Annotated in this window: 14 protein-coding genes; 7 read left to right on the top strand and 7 right to left on the bottom strand. The window is 59.0% G+C overall.

Features of this window, described 5'->3' with window-relative positions; genetic code table 11:
* Positions 1-57: 57 nt before the first annotated feature.
* From xdhC to guaD, 4 genes are read right to left on the bottom strand one after another with little or no spacing between them, the layout of a single operon-like run.
* Positions 58-831 (bottom strand): xanthine dehydrogenase accessory protein XdhC, encoded by a 774-nt coding sequence (gene xdhC / locus ACLI4M_RS21250; RefSeq protein ID WP_133623586.1) that lies wholly within the window; start codon positions 829-831, stop codon positions 58-60.
* Positions 824-3,187: a xanthine dehydrogenase molybdopterin binding subunit gene (gene xdhB / locus ACLI4M_RS21255; protein ID WP_133623585.1), complete on the bottom strand. Its 2,364-nt coding sequence runs from the start codon at positions 3,185-3,187 to the stop codon at positions 824-826. Before xdhB ends, xdhC begins: the two co-directional genes overlap by 8 nt.
* On the bottom strand, positions 3,177-4,619 hold the full coding sequence (xdhA, locus tag ACLI4M_RS21260; protein ID WP_133623584.1) for a xanthine dehydrogenase small subunit: 1,443 nt from the start codon (positions 4,617-4,619) through the stop codon (positions 3,177-3,179). The genes xdhB and xdhA overlap by 11 nt, the downstream gene beginning before the upstream one ends.
* Positions 4,616-5,947, bottom strand: a complete 1,332-nt coding sequence (guaD, locus tag ACLI4M_RS21265) for a guanine deaminase (protein ID WP_133623583.1) — start codon at positions 5,945-5,947, stop codon at positions 4,616-4,618. The genes xdhA and guaD overlap by 4 nt, the downstream gene beginning before the upstream one ends.
* Positions 5,948-6,376: 429 nt before the next feature.
* On the opposite strand from guaD, the gene ydfG reads away from it, so the two are divergent.
* The gene (ydfG, locus tag ACLI4M_RS21270; RefSeq protein ID WP_133623582.1) at positions 6,377-7,123 is read left to right on the top strand and encodes a bifunctional NADP-dependent 3-hydroxy acid dehydrogenase/3-hydroxypropionate dehydrogenase YdfG; all 747 of its coding nucleotides are present in this window, start codon (positions 6,377-6,379) and stop codon (positions 7,121-7,123) included.
* A gap of 19 nt (positions 7,124-7,142) precedes the next feature.
* Here the strand turns inward: ydfG and ACLI4M_RS21275 are convergent, their stop codons facing one another.
* Entirely contained in the window at positions 7,143-7,469 is a 327-nt protein-coding gene (locus ACLI4M_RS21275) for a YnfA family protein (RefSeq protein WP_048916080.1), read from the bottom strand.
* 128 nt (positions 7,470-7,597) lie between these two features.
* Between ACLI4M_RS21275 and ACLI4M_RS21280 the strand changes: the two genes are divergently transcribed.
* A complete protein-coding gene (locus ACLI4M_RS21280; RefSeq protein WP_133625066.1) occupies positions 7,598-7,945 on the top strand; it encodes a DUF1283 family protein in 348 nt (115 codons plus the stop codon).
* Positions 7,946-7,987: 42 nt separating this feature from the next.
* Positions 7,988-8,284: a DUF1161 domain-containing protein gene (locus tag ACLI4M_RS21285; RefSeq protein ID WP_133623581.1), complete on the top strand. Its 297-nt coding sequence runs from the start codon at positions 7,988-7,990 to the stop codon at positions 8,282-8,284.
* Positions 8,285-8,323: 39 nt separating this feature from the next.
* Here ACLI4M_RS21285 and ACLI4M_RS21290 read toward each other — a convergent pair whose 3' ends face one another.
* On the bottom strand, positions 8,324-9,781 hold the full coding sequence (locus tag ACLI4M_RS21290) for an MDR family MFS transporter (protein ID WP_133623580.1): 1,458 nt from the start codon (positions 9,779-9,781) through the stop codon (positions 8,324-8,326).
* 311 nt (positions 9,782-10,092) lie between these two features.
* Here ACLI4M_RS21290 and osmY point away from each other — a divergent pair, with 311 nt between their 5' ends.
* Genes osmY through osmV form a run of 4 tightly spaced genes read left to right on the top strand, consistent with a single transcriptional unit; the run spans position 10,093 to position 13,546 of the window.
* The gene (gene osmY / locus ACLI4M_RS21295; protein WP_133623579.1) at positions 10,093-10,809 is read left to right on the top strand and encodes an osmoprotectant ABC transporter permease OsmY; all 717 of its coding nucleotides are present in this window, start codon (positions 10,093-10,095) and stop codon (positions 10,807-10,809) included.
* 19 nt (positions 10,810-10,828) lie between these two features.
* Positions 10,829-11,749, top strand: coding sequence for a glycine betaine ABC transporter substrate-binding protein (locus ACLI4M_RS21300; RefSeq protein ID WP_133623578.1), 921 nt, complete (start codon positions 10,829-10,831; stop codon positions 11,747-11,749).
* Between the two features lie 10 nt (positions 11,750-11,759).
* Complete coding sequence (gene osmW / locus ACLI4M_RS21305) at positions 11,760-12,407, top strand: osmoprotectant ABC transporter permease OsmW (protein ID WP_133623577.1); 648 nt, start codon at positions 11,760-11,762, stop codon at positions 12,405-12,407.
* Positions 12,407-13,546 carry an osmoprotectant ABC transporter ATP-binding protein OsmV gene (gene osmV, locus ACLI4M_RS21310; RefSeq protein ID WP_133623576.1) on the top strand — a complete coding sequence of 380 codons (1,140 nt, stop codon included), beginning with the start codon at positions 12,407-12,409 and terminating at the stop codon, positions 13,544-13,546. The genes osmW and osmV overlap by 1 nt, the downstream gene beginning before the upstream one ends.
* Positions 13,547-13,597: 51 nt before the next feature.
* On the opposite strand, the gene bioD is transcribed toward osmV, so the two are convergent.
* A complete protein-coding gene (gene bioD, locus ACLI4M_RS21315) occupies positions 13,598-14,263 on the bottom strand; it encodes a dethiobiotin synthase (protein WP_133623575.1) in 666 nt (221 codons plus the stop codon).
* Positions 14,264-14,354: the final 91 nt, after the last annotated feature.

A 14,354-nucleotide genomic window follows, 5' to 3' on the forward strand; every position in this document is an offset into this window, starting at 1 on the left:
ACCCTCATCCCTGTTGACGAATCACCAGCTTAGGCGCAGATGCGCCGGGTTGCAAAGTCATTGCTGGCGCTGATAACAGGCGATGATCTCCCCCGCCACCGCCACGGCAATCTCGGCGGGCAGCTTGCCTTTCACGTCCGGTAGCCCTATCGGGCAGCGCATCCCAGCCAGCTGCTCGCGGCTGAAGCCTTTGCCCTCCAGCCGGTAATCAAAGCGCTGGCGCTTGGTTTCAGAGCCAATCACACCAAAATAGCGCGCATCGCCGCGCCGCAGGATCGCTTCACACAGCTGTAAATCGCGCGGGTGATGGTGGGTCATCACCACGTAATAGCTGTTGGCGGGCATCAGCTTGACCTGATCGATGGGGTCTTCCAGACAGCACGCCGTCACCCCTGGCGGCACCGCCGTGAACTGCTGTGGCCGTTCATCAATCCAAAATACGTGACAGGGTAACGTTGATAGCAGGTTCACCAGCGCCTGACCGACGTGCCCGGCGCCAAAAACGGCGATCTGCGGCTGCGGCTGTACCAGCGGCTCGAAAAGAATGCTGGTGACGCCGCCGCAGCACTGCCCGAGGCGTGCACCAAGGTTGAATTGCTCATGCCGCGCCTGCACACCCGGGGTTTGCAGCATCTCGCGGGCGATAGCAATGGCCTGAAACTCCAGATGGCCGCCGCCAATGGTCAGCCAGGTGTTATCCTGGCTGACGATCATCTTGCTGCCGCGATCGCGCGGCACTGAGCCTTTATCATCGAGCACCGTCAGCAGCACGCAGGCCTCAGCGCGCGCACGCAGATTCGCCAGAATAGTGATCCAGTCATCGCTACGCATTATCCCCTCCCGCACGCATTTTTTCCGCCCCCCAGAACACTCGCTCCGGGGTAGCCGGGGCATCCAGCAGCGGATGCTGGCGATAGCCGCCTACGCTGGCAACCGCGTCCTGCAGCGCGCACCACACCGCAATACCCAGCATAAACGGCGGCTCGCCGACCGCTTTGGAATGGAACACGGTCTTTTTTGGATTTTTGCGATTTTCGACCAGCGTCACGCGCAGGTCGTGCGGCACATCGCCAATCGCCGGAATTTTGTAACTGGCCGGGCCATCGGTCATCAGCCGCCCTTCGGCATTCCACACCAGCTCCTCGGTGGTCAGCCAGCCCATGCCCTGCACAAAACCGCCTTCAACCTGGCCGATATCAATCGCCGGGTTAAGCGAAGCGCCCACATCGTGCAGGATATCGGCACGCAGCAGGCGGTATTCGCCGGTCAGGGTATCCACCATCACTTCCGCGCAGGCCGCGCCGTAGGCGTAGTAATAGAATGGTTGCCCGCGTCCCGCCAGGCGATCGTAGTGGATGCCCGGCACGCGGTAATAGCCGGCGGCGGAGAGCGGCACCTGATTGAGCCACGCCTGCTGCGCCACTTCGGCGAAGGTAAAATGCTTGTCGCCAACTTTGACGATGCCGTTGCTGAAGCGCACCTGCTCCTCAGAGCAGTGATGTACTTTGCACAGCATGGCGATCAGCCGGTCGCGCAGGATCTCCGCCGCATTCTGCGCCGCCTTGCCGTTGAGATCGGTGCCGCTGGAGGCCGCCGTCGGTGAAGTATTGGGTACTTTGCCGGTATCGGTCGCGGTGATCTGGATGCGATCGACGTCGATTTGCAGCACTTCAGCGACGATCTGCGCCACTTTGGTGTTTAGCCCCTGGCCCATCTCGGTGCCGCCGTGATTCAGCTGGACCGTGCCGTCGGTGTAGATCAGAATCAGCGCCCCGGCCTGGTTGAGGAAGCTGGAGGTAAACGAGATGCCGAATTTAACCGGCGTCAGCGCCAGGCCGCGCTTCATTACGCTGTTAGCGGCATTAAACGCCGAGATTTCGGCACGGCGGGCGGCGTAGCCTGCACTCTCTTCCAGCTGGGCGGTCATCTCCTCCAGCAGGTTATCTTCCACCGTCTGATAATAGTGGGTGACGTTGCGCGTCTCTTTGCCGTAGTAGTTACGCTTGCGCACTTCCAGCGGGTCGAGGCCCAGCTCGCGGGCGATATGGTCCATAATCTGCTCAATGGCGACCATGCCCTGCGGCCCGCCAAAGCCGCGATAGGCGGTATTGGACGCGGTATTGGTGCGGCAGCGGTAGCCGGTAATCAGAGCATCGCCAAGGTAATAGGCATTGTCAGCGTGGAACATCGCACGATCGACGATAGAACCCGAGAGATCGAGCGAATAGCCGCAGTTGCCCGCCAGATCGATTTTTACCCCGCAGAAGCGCCCTTCATCATCCACCCCGACGTCATAGCGCACAAAGAACGGATGGCGTTTGCCGGTGGTGCGCATATCGTCGCGGCGCGACAGGCGCATTTTGACCGGCCTGCCGCTTTTGCCTGCCGCTACCGCGCACAGGCAGGCAACGCCCGCGGCCTGCGTCTCTTTACCGCCGAAGCCGCCGCCCATACGGCGCATGTCGATGGTCACTTTATTCATCGTCACGCCCATTACCGAGGCCACCAGCTTCTGCACTTCGGTCGGGTTCTGGGTTGATGAGTAAACCTGCAGCGCACGATCTTCGCCGGGCACCACCAGCGCCACCTGAGTTTCCAGATAGAAGTGCTCCTGACCGCCAATGTGAAATTCGCCCTGCAGGCGGTGGGCCGCACGCGCCAGCGCCGCTTGCGCATCGCCGCGCTGGTGGATGTGCGGCTGCTGGACAAAGCTTTGCTGCTCCAGCGCCTGCTTCACGTCCAGCAGCGGGGTGAGCGGCTGGTACTCTATTTTTGCCAGCATCGCCGCCTGACGCGCCGCCTGCTCGCTTTCGGCTGCCACCACCAGCACCATCTGTCCGGCATACTCCACCACGTCCTGCGCCAGCAGCGGGTCACCAGGCTCCAGCGGCCCGATATCCACCTCACCCGGCACGTCGCGCCAGGTCAGCACGCTCACTACCCCGGGCACCGCGTAGCAGGCTGCGACATCAATGCTGATAATGCGCGCATGGGCATGTTCGCTGAGGCGCGGGCAGAGATGCAGCATCCCAGGCAGCTCGAGGCGATCGTCAATATATTGCGCTGCGCCGCTAACGTGCAGCGCCGCGCTCTCATGCTTGTTGCTCTTGCCAACGCCGTTCTGAATGCCCTGCTTAAACTGGTGGGCAATCACCTCTTCACTGACCTGCGGGCGATTATGAGACATAGCGGGCAACCTCCGTAATGGTCAGTTCACCGTTGAGATCGGCGTAGTAGCGGCGCAGCAGATTTTTCGCCAGCTGCAGGCGATAAGCCGCGCTGGCGCGGAAGTCGCTCAGCGGCTGGAACTCCTGCTCCAGAGCTTTGCAGGCTTGTTCGATGGCGCAGAGCGTCAGCGGCTGGCCAAGCAGCAGCTGTTCACAGCGCGAAGCGCGCTGCGGGATCGCCGCCATGCCGCCAAAGGCAATGCGCACGTGCGACACGCAGTTTTGCGCATCGGTTTGCAGCGTGAAGGCGGCAAATACGGCGGAGATATCATCCTCCAGCCGTTTGGAGACCTTCCAGGCGCGGAAATTTCGTCCTGTCGCCGTTTTGGCTATCACGATAGCGCGGATAAACTCGCCAGCGCGCAGCGCGGTTTTACGGTAGCCGAGGAAGAACTCACTGATTGCCAGGCGGCGCACTTCATCACCGCGCTGCAGCAGCAGCTCCGCGTCCAGCGCCAGCAGCATCGGCGGCGTATCGCCAATCGGCGAAGCGTTAGCGATGTTGCCGCCCAGCGTGCCCTGATGGCGGATCTGCAGTGAGGCAAAGCGCTCCAGCAGCTGGCTGAACGCCGGGATTTCCGCGCTCAGCAGCTGCCAGCAGTGATGTAAAGAGGCCCCGGCCCCCAGCACAATCTCCTCGCTGCCAATTTCACACTGTTTCAGTTCATCGACGTGGCCGAGAGCAATCATCAGCGGCAGCGCCTGATGCTGCTGCGTCACCTGCAATGCCAGGTCGGTGCCGCCCGCCAGCAGCCGCGCCTGCGGATTGGCCAACAGCACCGCGCTGAGCTGACCGATAGTTTTTGGCAGCAGGCAATGGTTGCCCTGCCGCGCGATCTCCTGCATCTCGCTGTTTTGCAGCGCCAGCAGACGTTCTACCGTCGCGGCTTCCTGCTGCTGAAAACTGTCGCTGACCGGCGTGGCACAGGCCTGCTGCGCCGCCGCAACAATTGGCCGATAGCCGGTACAGCGGCACAGGTTGCCCGCCAGCGCCTGCTCAATCTGCTGATGGTTTGCGCTGCCCTGCTTTTGCAGCGTGAACAGCGACATCACAAAGCCCGGCGTACAGAAGCCGCACTGCGACGCGTGGCAGTCAACCATCGCCTGCTGCACCGGGTGTAACCCCTCCGGCTGGCGCAGATCTTCAACGCTAATCAGCTGTTTTCCCTGCAGGCTGCTGACAAAAGTCAGGCAGCTGTTGACCGTCTCGTAGTGCATTTTTCCGTTTTCTACGCGGCCAAGGGTGACGGTGCAGGCACCGCAGTCGCCGGAGGCGCAGCCCTCTTTGGTGCCGCAGCGCCGCTGGTTCTGGCGCAGATAGTTGAGCACCGTCAGGTTCGGGTCGATCTCCTGCTCGCTGACCAGGCGCTGATTGAGTAAGAACTGGATCATGCTGCACGCTCCATTTTATCGCTCTGCCAGACGCAGCGGCCGTTAACCCAGGTGGCGGCGATATTGCGGTCGTCACCCAGCGTCATCAGCACGAACAGCTTTTCCCAGATATCGCGACTGTTGGTGTGGCGCATCTGCTGCAGCGGGGAAACGGCCGGGTCGAGCACCACAAAATCGGCCTCTTTGCCCGGCATGAAATTGCCAATCTTCTGGTCGAGATCCAGCGCTTTCGCACCGCCCAGCGTGGCGTGGTAAAAAGCTTCACAGGCGGAGAGCCTGTAGTGCTGCAGCTGGCCAACCTTGTAGGCCTCGCCCAGCGTTTGCAGCATATTAAAGGTGGTGCCCGCGCCGACGTCGGTGCCGATCCCCATCTTCACCCCTTTATGCCAGCAGGTTTGCAGATTAAACAGCCCGCTGCCGAGGAACAGGTTTGAGGTCGGGCAGAAGGCCACCGCGGAATCGGTGGCGTGCAGGCAGTCCCACTCGCCGTCGTCAAGATGCAGGCAGTGGGCAAACAGGCTGCGCTTGCCGGTCAGCTGGTACTGGTGATACACGTCGAGATAGCCGTTGTGTTGCGGGAACAGCTCCTTCACCCATTCGACCTCCTGCGGGTTCTCGCTCAGGTGAGTATGCAGCCAGGTGTCCGGATATTCGGCGCGCAGCTGCTGTACCTTGCTCAGTAACTGCGGGGAGGAGGTCGGGGCAAAGCGCGGGGTCAGCGCGTAGCTCAGGCGGCCGTGATTGTGCCAGCGTTCGATCAGCGCTTTGGTCTGCTGGTAGCTCTGCTGCGGGGTTTCGGTCAGGCTCTCCGGTGCGTTGCGGTCCATCATCACCTTGCCGGCAATCAGCCGCATCTCCAGCGCCGCGGCCGCGGTAAACAGTGCATCGACCGATTCAGGATGCACGGTGCCAAATACCAGCGCGGTGGTGGTGCCGTTGCTCAGCAGCTGCTGGAGGAAAAATGCCGACATGCGCGCCGAGTGCTGCGGGCAGTGATACTGGCTTTCCACCGGGAAGGTGTACTGATTGAGCCACTCCAGCAGCTGCTCACCAAACGCGCCAATCATTTCGGTTTGCGGGTAGTGAATATGGGTGTCGACAAAGCCAGGCACGATCAGGCGGCCGCGATAGTCGAGTGCCCCATTCCCCGGCTGCAGCAGGTGCTGCCCCTGCTGCCACTCATACAGGCCGACGATTTCGCCCGCGTTCAGCAGCAGCAGTCCGTCTTCAATATGGCGTGCGGCGTCCGGCAGCTGCTGAGGATTTTCCACCGTGCGGGTGATATCAAAAAAGCTGGCGCGTATCGCCTGGGTATAGGTCACTGACATAACATTTCCTTTATTGAGGCGGCCTCACCCTGTTCAGTATTTACCAGCAGTGAGGTTTTTACCCGTAATCAAATAACTTTCTTATCAGTGTAGTTTTGCAATTGTTGTGCCAGCCGGGAAAAAATAATTTTTCTTTAAATTACAATCAGTTAAAATTACTCTTAATAAACTCTGTTATTCAGGCTTAATAAACGATTGCGCAATCGGTTGCTAATAATGCAACCGATTGCTAATGGGCAACATTGCGCTTAATTATTGGGATGACATTTTATTTGGCCGGGCCTGCGCCCTTTTTTGGCGCATTTCTACCTTGAGGTGCACCAGCAGCGTGCAGCTTTTGGTATTAACCCATAACAAAACGCTGCTTTATCGGCGGCGCGGCATAATGTTAAGGTAAGAAAAATCCAAAATGTGTTGAGGAACAGTGAGATGATCGTATTTGTTACCGGTGCGACCGCCGGTTTTGGTCAGAGTATTACCCGTCGCTTTGTCGCTCAGGGACATAAAGTCATTGCCACCGGCCGCCGCCAGGAGCGCCTGGATGCGTTACAGCAGGAGCTGGGCGACAGCGTTTATACGTTGGTTCTTGACGTGCGCGATCGCGCCGGGATTGATGCGGCGGTAAACAGCCTGCCGGCGGAGTGGCGCAACATTGACGTGCTGGTGAATAATGCTGGCCTGGCGCTGGGCATTGAACCGGCACAGCGTGCCAGCCTGGAAGATTGGGAAGAGATGATCGACACCAATAACAAGGGCCTGGTGTATATGACGCGCGCCATTCTGCCCGCCATGGTGGAGCGCAACGTCGGCCATATCATTAATATCGGTTCGATTGCCGGCAGCTGGCCGTACCCGGGCGGTAACGTCTACGGCGCGACCAAAGCGTTTGTACGTCAGTTCAGCTTTAACCTGCGTACCGACCTGCACGGCACCGCGCTGCGCGTTACCGATATCGAACCGGGCCTGGTCGGCGGCACCGAGTTCTCCAATGTGCGCTTTAAGGGCGATGATGCCAAAGCGGGTAGCGTGTATGACGGCACCGAACCGTTGACGCCGGAGGATGTGACCGAAGCGGTCTGGTGGGTGGCTACCCTGCCGAAACACGTCAATATTAACGCGCTGGAGATGATGCCAGTCGGCCAGAGTCAGGCTGGCCTGCGCGTGCACAAAGGGTAATGAACCTGCGGCGGGCGACTCAGGCCCGCCCCCATCCGGCAACGATAATCAACACTCCGCAAAACGCCACCAGCGCCCCAAGCCAGTCGAAAGTGCTAAGCCGAACACCCTCAATAAAGCGCAACCACAGCAGCGCCGTGACCACATAAACGCCCCCATAGGCGGCGTAGACGCGCCCACTGGCGGCCGGGTGCAGCGTCAACAGCCAGACAAACAGCATCAGGCTGACTGCTGCCGGCAGCAGCAGCCATGGCGAACCGTTCTTTTTCAGCCACAGATACGGCAGGAAACAGCCGACGATTTCGGCCAGTGCGGTGGCAAAGAAAAGTAAAATGGTGGTCAGCAAAGGTAAATTCTCACTCAAAGTTCAACGGCGCAACCGGGTGACTGGTCGCTGCCTGAAAGCTGGTGATATACTAACAAACATCGTCCGCGCAGTCGCGACAGCGGGCTGCCCATTGAAAGGAAACTATGATGAAAACAGTACAACAACGTCTGAAGCAGGCGACACTGCCGTTATTAATGCTGGCAGCCCTTTTCTCCGTCCAGCACAGCGCGCTGGCACGCACCGACCGCCTGGTGATTGAGGATGGCGATAACTCACTGACTAAAGAAGAAGCGCGCCAGCAGAAAGAGCAGTGGGATGACACCCGCAATCTGCGCCATAAGGTTAATTCCCGCACCGAGAAAGAGTTCGACCGCGTTGACCGCGCTTTTGATACCAGCGAAGCCTGTGAAAAAAGCCTCAATCTGAATGCCTACTGGGAGCCGAAAACCCTGCGCTGCCTCGACCGTCGCACCGGTCGTCCGGTCACGCCTTAACCACTCCGGCACTGTTATTACTGCTACTTTAAGGATGATAAGATGAAGAGTTTCAAGTGGATATTAACCGCCCTCGTCGTTGCCACTCCTCTGGCCGTTCAGGCATCTTGCGAAACGGTCAAGGCCGATATTAACCAGAAAATCATCAACAACGGGGTTCCGGCCTCCGGCTTTACGCTGGATATCGTGCCGAATGACCAGGCCGATCAGGCGGGTGGCCAGGTCGTGGGCCACTGCGAAAACGACACGCAGAAGATTGTTTACAAGCGCAGCGGCAATAACGATGACAGCAGCGTCCCTGCTGCTGCCGGTACCTCGCAGGATACTTCCGCGCAGTAACCTCTCCGCTGGCCAGGCATGCCTGGCCCGCCTCAAAAATTAATGCGGTTTCAGCGCCGGGATCATCCGTGACACCAGCAGGCTCATCACCGCCACCCCCAGCGATACCGCAAATACCCAGTGTAGCGACAGCGCAATTTCACTCAGCATATGCTGCAGGCTGTCCGCCTCGATCGCCGCGCGCTGGCTGTGGGACATCACCTGCTGTACCGGGTCGTTGCTATCCGGCAGGCGCAGCAGCAGATTATAATTCAGCACCGCGCCCATCACCGCCGTTCCCAGCGCCGAGCCAAGCATGCGGCTAAACATGATTGATGCGGTACAGATGCCGCGAATGGCGAAGTCGGCGGTATTTTGCACGGCAATCAGGAAGGTGGTGCTGGTCATGCCCATCCCGGTGCCAATCACAAAGGCGAAAAAGCCGGCGTGCCACACCGGGCTTTCACGATGCAGGGTGAGCAGCAGCGCAGTTCCGGCAATTAACAGCAGCGAGCCGAGCAGCGCGGTAAAGCGGTACGAGGTGCGCTGCATCAGGCGCCCGCTCAGCGTACTGGCAAGCGGCCAGCCGATTGACATCATCGCCAGCGCACTGCCCGCCTGCAGCGGCGTGCCGCCATTAACCCCCTGGATCCAGGTGGGCAGAAAGGCGCTGATGCCCATCATCGCCGCACCGATCAGCAGATTTCCGGCATTCCCCGCCAGCAGCGTGCGGCTGCGCCAGATGGCCATCGGGAACAGCGGTTGGTTGGCGTTACGCTCGTGGTGCAGTAAGGCGTAGCCGGCGATGCATGCCACAATGACCAGCCCGGCGACCAATGGCAGCCCCAGTGATTCCGCCTGCAGTAACGCCACCAGCAGCGCGCTGACCGTCAGCATCAGCAAGGCGCTGCCCGTCAGGTTCAGGCGGTGCGGACTTTTCTCCTTCGATTCCGGGAAGAAGCGCGCCAGCAGCAGCATCGAAATAATGCCGATCGGCACATTGACCCAGAAAATCAGCGCCCAGTTAAAGTGCTGCACCAGCCACGCCCCGGTTAACGGGCCAACGATCGCCGCCACGCCCCAGACGCTGGACAGCCAGCCCTGGATCCCCGCCCGCTCTTTCGGCGGATAGACATCGGCAATAATAGTGGAGGTGAGCGGCATGATGGCCCCGGCCCCCAGCCCCTGTAGGGCGCGGAACAGGATCAGCCAGCCCATATTGGTGGCGAAGCCGCACAGCACCGAACCGCATAAAAACAGGCCTGTACCAATAAAGAACATGCGCTTTCTGCCCCATAGATCTGCCAGCCGCCCGTAAATCGGCACGCTGACTGCCTGGGTCAGCAGATAAATAGAGAACACCCAGCCAAACTGTGAGAAGCCTCCCAGCTCGGCGATAATCGTGGGCATAGCCGTAGCAACAATGGTGACTTCGATCGCCGCCATAAACATCGCCAGCATCGAGGCGATCAGGATCCAGTGGCGCTGCGCCACTGGATTAGCAATATTTTCCGACATAGTTTCCCCGTCCTTTGTTCATCCCTTTAGTGTGGAGCATTTTAGAGCAAACAGTTTCCGAAATGTGCTTATCTGAATTAGTGACATTGTCACCTGTTGACGATAAATTTTTTTCATTGATGGCTTTTCCAGCGCTGGCAAAGGCTTAAGCGTGATTTAGCTTAAAACTATCCCCCTGATTTTCGGCCTAAAATTTGGCACTTCTCCCGCTTCGCTGCTATAGATTTTTAGGCGAACTTACCGGGTAAAACGCTAGTAACACATTTAATCATCACTTTTAGTGCTTATCTGCATCCAGGGAGAACCATGATATGCAAAATTCCACGCTGTTGCAGCGTGCCTTACTGGCGGTGCTGTTTATCGCCGCTATCGTTGGCCTGCTGGTCTGGGGGCTTGGCGTAGAGACTATCCAGGCTCGCCGCGTTGATCTGATTTACCTCGGTCAGCAACATATGAAGCTGGTGTTCTGGTCACTGCTGTTTGCGCTGCTGATTGGCATTCCGAGCGGCATTCTTCTTAGCCGCCCTTTTGCCCGCCGCTGGGCGGAATACGTGATGCAGATCTTTAACGTCGGCAATACCCTGCCGCCGCTGGCGGTACTGGCGCTGGCGATGGTGGTGATCGGCATTGGCGATCGCCCGGCGATTATCGCACTGTTTCTGGCGTCGCTGCTGCCGATTGTGCGCAACACCTACGCCGGCCTGTGCTCGGTGCCCGCTTCACTGCTGGAGGCCGCTGACGGCATCGGCATGACCAAAGGCCAGCGCCTGCGCCAGGTTGAGCTGCCCAATGCGTGGCCGGTGATGCTTTCCGGTATTCGCGTGGCGACGGCAATTAACGTCGGTACTGCCCCGCTGGCGTTTCTGATTGGTGCCAGCAGCTACGGCGAGCTGATTTTCCCGGGAATTTACCTGAATGATTTCCCGACGCTGATCCTCGGCGCTGCCGCCACGGCGCTGTTTGCGTTGGTGCTGGATATGCTGCTGGCCGGTCTTGGCCGCCTGCTCAGCCCGCACACTGCGGCATAACAATAAAAAGGAGCTGAAAATGGCTGATTACCTGTTACCCCGCTGGCTGCGTCACGGCGCGCTGGCGCTGACCGCCTCTCTCGCGCTGAGCGGCGCGGCTGCCGCGGCACCGCTGGTGATGACGACGAAGAGTTTTACCGAACAGCACATTCTGTCGGCGCTGACCACCCAGTACCTGCGCAAACAGGGCTTTGAAGTGGAACCCAAAACCAACATTGCCACCACCATCGCCCGTAACGCAATGATCAACAAGCAGGTCGATATGACCTGGGAATATACCGGCACCTCGCTGATTATTTTTAACCATATCTCGAAGCCTATGCAGCCCGATGAGGCGTATCAGACGGTGAAAAAGCTGGATGCAAAGCTGGGCCTGGTGTGGCTCAACCCCGCGCCGATGAACAACACCTACGCCTTCGCCATGCAGCGCGATCGCGCCGACGCCGAGCATATTGATACGATGTCACAAATGGTGGCAAAGCTGGAGCAGGTGCGCAAGAACGACCCCGACCATAACTGGATGCTGGGCCTTGATCTTGAGTTTGCCGGGCGCTCCGATGGCCTGAAGCCGTTGCAGAAAGCCTACAGCATGGAGCTGGACCGCCCGCAGATCCGCCAGATGGACCCGGGGCTGGTTTACAACGCCATTCGTGATGGCTTTGTTGATGCCGGTCTGGTGTACACCACCGACGGGCGCGTCAAAGGCTTCGATTTGAAAGTGCTGAAGGATGATAAAGGCTTCTTCCCAAGCTATGCGGTAACGCCGGTGGTGACCGGGCAGGCGCTGAAAGAGCATCCGGGGCTGGATAAAGCACTGAATAAGCTGTCGCCGCTGATCACCGATGAGGCGATCACCGAAATGAATAAACGCGTGGATATTGATCATCAGTCGCCGCAGCAGGTGGCCCGCGATTTCCTGAAATCTCACGGCATGCTCTGAGGAGACAGTTATGGATACCCTTCACTACATTATTGATAACTGGAGCTACCTCGCTTCCCTCACCTTCCAGCATTTATGGCTGGTGGCGCTGGCGGTGGGCTTCGCCATTGTGATTGGCGTGCCGCTCGGCATTCTGATTGTGCGCTTTAAGTGGCTGGCAACGCCGATATTAGGGCTGGCCACCATCGTGCTGACCATTCCGTCGATTGCGCTGTTTGGCCTGATGATCCCGCTGTTCTCGATGATCGGTCAGGGCATCGGCGTACTGCCCGCAGTAACGGCGGTGTTCCTTTACTCGCTGCTGCCGATTGTACGCAACACCCACACCGCGCTGGAAAACCTGCCGGACGGGCTGCGGGAAGCCGGGCGCGGCATCGGCATGACCTTCTGGCAGCGCCTGCGCTGGGTGGAGATCCCGATGGCGCTGCCGGTCATTTTCGGCGGCATCCGCACCGCGGTGGTGATGAACGTTGGCGTGATGGCAATTGCCGCAATTATCGGCGCGGGTGGCCTTGGCCTGCTGCTGCTGGACGGCATCAGCGGCAGTGATATCCGCATGCTGATTGCGGGCGCATTAATGATCTGTTTACTGGCTATTATTCTTGACTGGCTGCTGCACCGCCTGCAGCTGGCGCTGACACCTAAGGGGATTCGATAATGATAAAACTGGAAAACCTCACCAAAACCTTTAAGCAGAAAAACGGTAACAGCTTTAACGCCGTTGATAATGTCAGCCTGAACGTGCCGGAAGGCGAAATGTGCGTGCTGCTCGGCCCTTCCGGCTGCGGCAAAACCACCACGCTGAAGATGATTAACCGCCTGATCCCCTCCAGCAGCGGCAAAATTCTGATTAACGGCGAGGATACCAGCGGGTTAGACACCGTCACGCTGCGCCGCAATATTGGCTATGTGATCCAGCAGATCGGGCTGTTCCCGAATATGACTATCGAAGAGAACATTACCGTGGTGCCGCGTATGCTGGGCTGGGACAAGCAGCGCTGCAAAGAGCGCGCCCGCGAGCTGATGAGCATGATGGCGCTGGATGCCAACAAATTTCTTCACCGCTACCCGCGTGAAATGTCCGGCGGCCAGCAGCAGCGCATTGGGGTGATTCGCGCGCTGGCGGCGGATCCACCGGTGCTGCTGATGGATGAACCGTTCGGTGCGGTCGACCCGATTAACCGCGAAGTGATCCAGAATGAGTTCCTCGAGATGCAGCGCCAGCTGAAGAAAACCGTAATGCTGGTCAGCCACGATATCGACGAAGCGTTGAAGCTCGGCGACCGTATTGCCGTGTTCGGCCAGGGGAAAATCGTGCAGTGCGCCAGCCCGGACGAGCTTTTGGCAAAACCGGCTAACGAGTTTATCGGATCGTTTGTTGGCCAGGACCGCACGCTGAAGCGCCTGCTGCTGGTGCAGGCGGGCGATGTTACCGATCGGCAGCCGACGCATACCGTGCAGAAATCCACGCCGCTGGCAGAAGCCTTTGGCATGATGGATGACAACGATTTGCGTTCAATCACCGTGGTGGATAACGACGGCAAACCGCTGGGCTTTGTGAAACGTCGCGAGGCGCGCGCTGCCAGCGGCGTCTGTGCCGATATGCTGCACAAGTTTACCGTCACCGGCAAAGCGGAAGAGAACCTGCGCGTGGTGCTGTCAAAGCTGTACGAGCACAATCTGGTCTGGATGCCGATCGTCGATGAAGACGGCCGCTACAGCGGGGAGATTTCGCAGGATTATATTGCGGATTATCTCAGTTCAGGCCGTACCCGCCGCGTACTGAATGCCGGTTAACAGACTTAGCCGTAGGGGCCGATCTTCTTTTTCGATCGGCCCTTAACAGGCTCATAGCGTTAGCGCGCTTAAATCGAGATAGTGCGCCAGCTCGCGCGTTTCGGCTCGCGGCAGATACGGCAGCTCCCCCAGCAGCGGCGCCGGGATCTTATCCCTCAGCACGTCGATAATTTGCGCATAGTGCGCCAGCCCCGGATTTATCCGGTTGGCAACCCAGCCCAGCAGCGGCAATCCATCATTCACCACCGCCTGCGCCGTCAGCAGCGCATGGCTGATGCAGCCCAGCTTGATCCCCACCACCAGTACCACCGGCAGCTGTTCCTGCACCGCCCATTCCGATAACGGCCGCAAATCGTTCATCAGGCTGCGCCAGCCGCCCGTCCCTTCCACCACGGTGTAATCCGCCTGCCCGTCCAGTGCCCTCAGCCCATGGCTGAGCGTGGCGTAATCAATCGGCGTGCGGCTGGTGCTGATTTCATCTTCCAGCAGGGTGACCGGGTTGATCGCCTGGTACGGCAGTAGAATCGATGATGAAGCCTGCAGAACCAGCGCATCTTTATTGCGCGGCCCCTCTTCCGTTTGCTGGCTGCTTTTAGCCACAGGTTTATAGCCTACGGCCTGTTTACCCTGCGCTGCCAGCTTCTGTAGCAGCGCGCGGGACACCACCGTTTTGCCGACTTCTGTATCGGTTCCGGTAACAAATAGACGTTTCAACATGAATGGCTCCGGCAGGCCCTGTCTGTCCAGGGTAATCATTTTCGTACTTTACAAGTGAGCGAAAATTGTAGGGCAGTACCGCCCGCCGGAG

Source organism: Erwinia sp. LJJL01 (assembly GCF_047300805.2).
GTDB classification, from domain to species: Bacteria; Pseudomonadota; Gammaproteobacteria; order Enterobacterales; family Enterobacteriaceae; genus Erwinia; species Erwinia aphidicola.

Bases quoted from the DNA above. Each gene is read 5' to 3' on its own strand.
- xdhB (WP_133623585.1), bottom strand. From the start codon at position 3,187: ATGTCTCATAATCGCCCGCAGGTCAGTGAAGAGGTGATTGCCCACCAG.
- osmY (WP_133623579.1), top strand. From the start codon at position 10,093: ATGCAAAATTCCACGCTGTTGCAGCGTGCCTTACTGGCGGTGCTGTTT.
- ACLI4M_RS21290 (WP_133623580.1), bottom strand. From the start codon at position 9,781: ATGTCGGAAAATATTGCTAATCCAGTGGCGCAGCGCCACTGGATCCTG.
- osmW (WP_133623577.1), top strand. From the start codon at position 11,760: ATGGATACCCTTCACTACATTATTGATAACTGGAGCTACCTCGCTTCC.
- ACLI4M_RS21285 (WP_133623581.1), top strand. From the start codon at position 7,988: ATGAAGAGTTTCAAGTGGATATTAACCGCCCTCGTCGTTGCCACTCCT.
- bioD (WP_133623575.1), bottom strand. From the start codon at position 14,263: ATGTTGAAACGTCTATTTGTTACCGGAACCGATACAGAAGTCGGCAAA.
- ydfG (WP_133623582.1), top strand. From the start codon at position 6,377: ATGATCGTATTTGTTACCGGTGCGACCGCCGGTTTTGGTCAGAGTATT.
- ACLI4M_RS21300 (WP_133623578.1), top strand. From the start codon at position 10,829: ATGGCTGATTACCTGTTACCCCGCTGGCTGCGTCACGGCGCGCTGGCG.
- xdhC (WP_133623586.1), bottom strand. From the start codon at position 831: ATGCGTAGCGATGACTGGATCACTATTCTGGCGAATCTGCGTGCGCGC.
- xdhA (WP_133623584.1), bottom strand. From the start codon at position 4,619: ATGATCCAGTTCTTACTCAATCAGCGCCTGGTCAGCGAGCAGGAGATC.
- osmV (WP_133623576.1), top strand. From the start codon at position 12,407: ATGATAAAACTGGAAAACCTCACCAAAACCTTTAAGCAGAAAAACGGT.
- ACLI4M_RS21280 (WP_133625066.1), top strand. From the start codon at position 7,598: ATGAAAACAGTACAACAACGTCTGAAGCAGGCGACACTGCCGTTATTA.
- guaD (WP_133623583.1), bottom strand. From the start codon at position 5,947: ATGTCAGTGACCTATACCCAGGCGATACGCGCCAGCTTTTTTGATATC.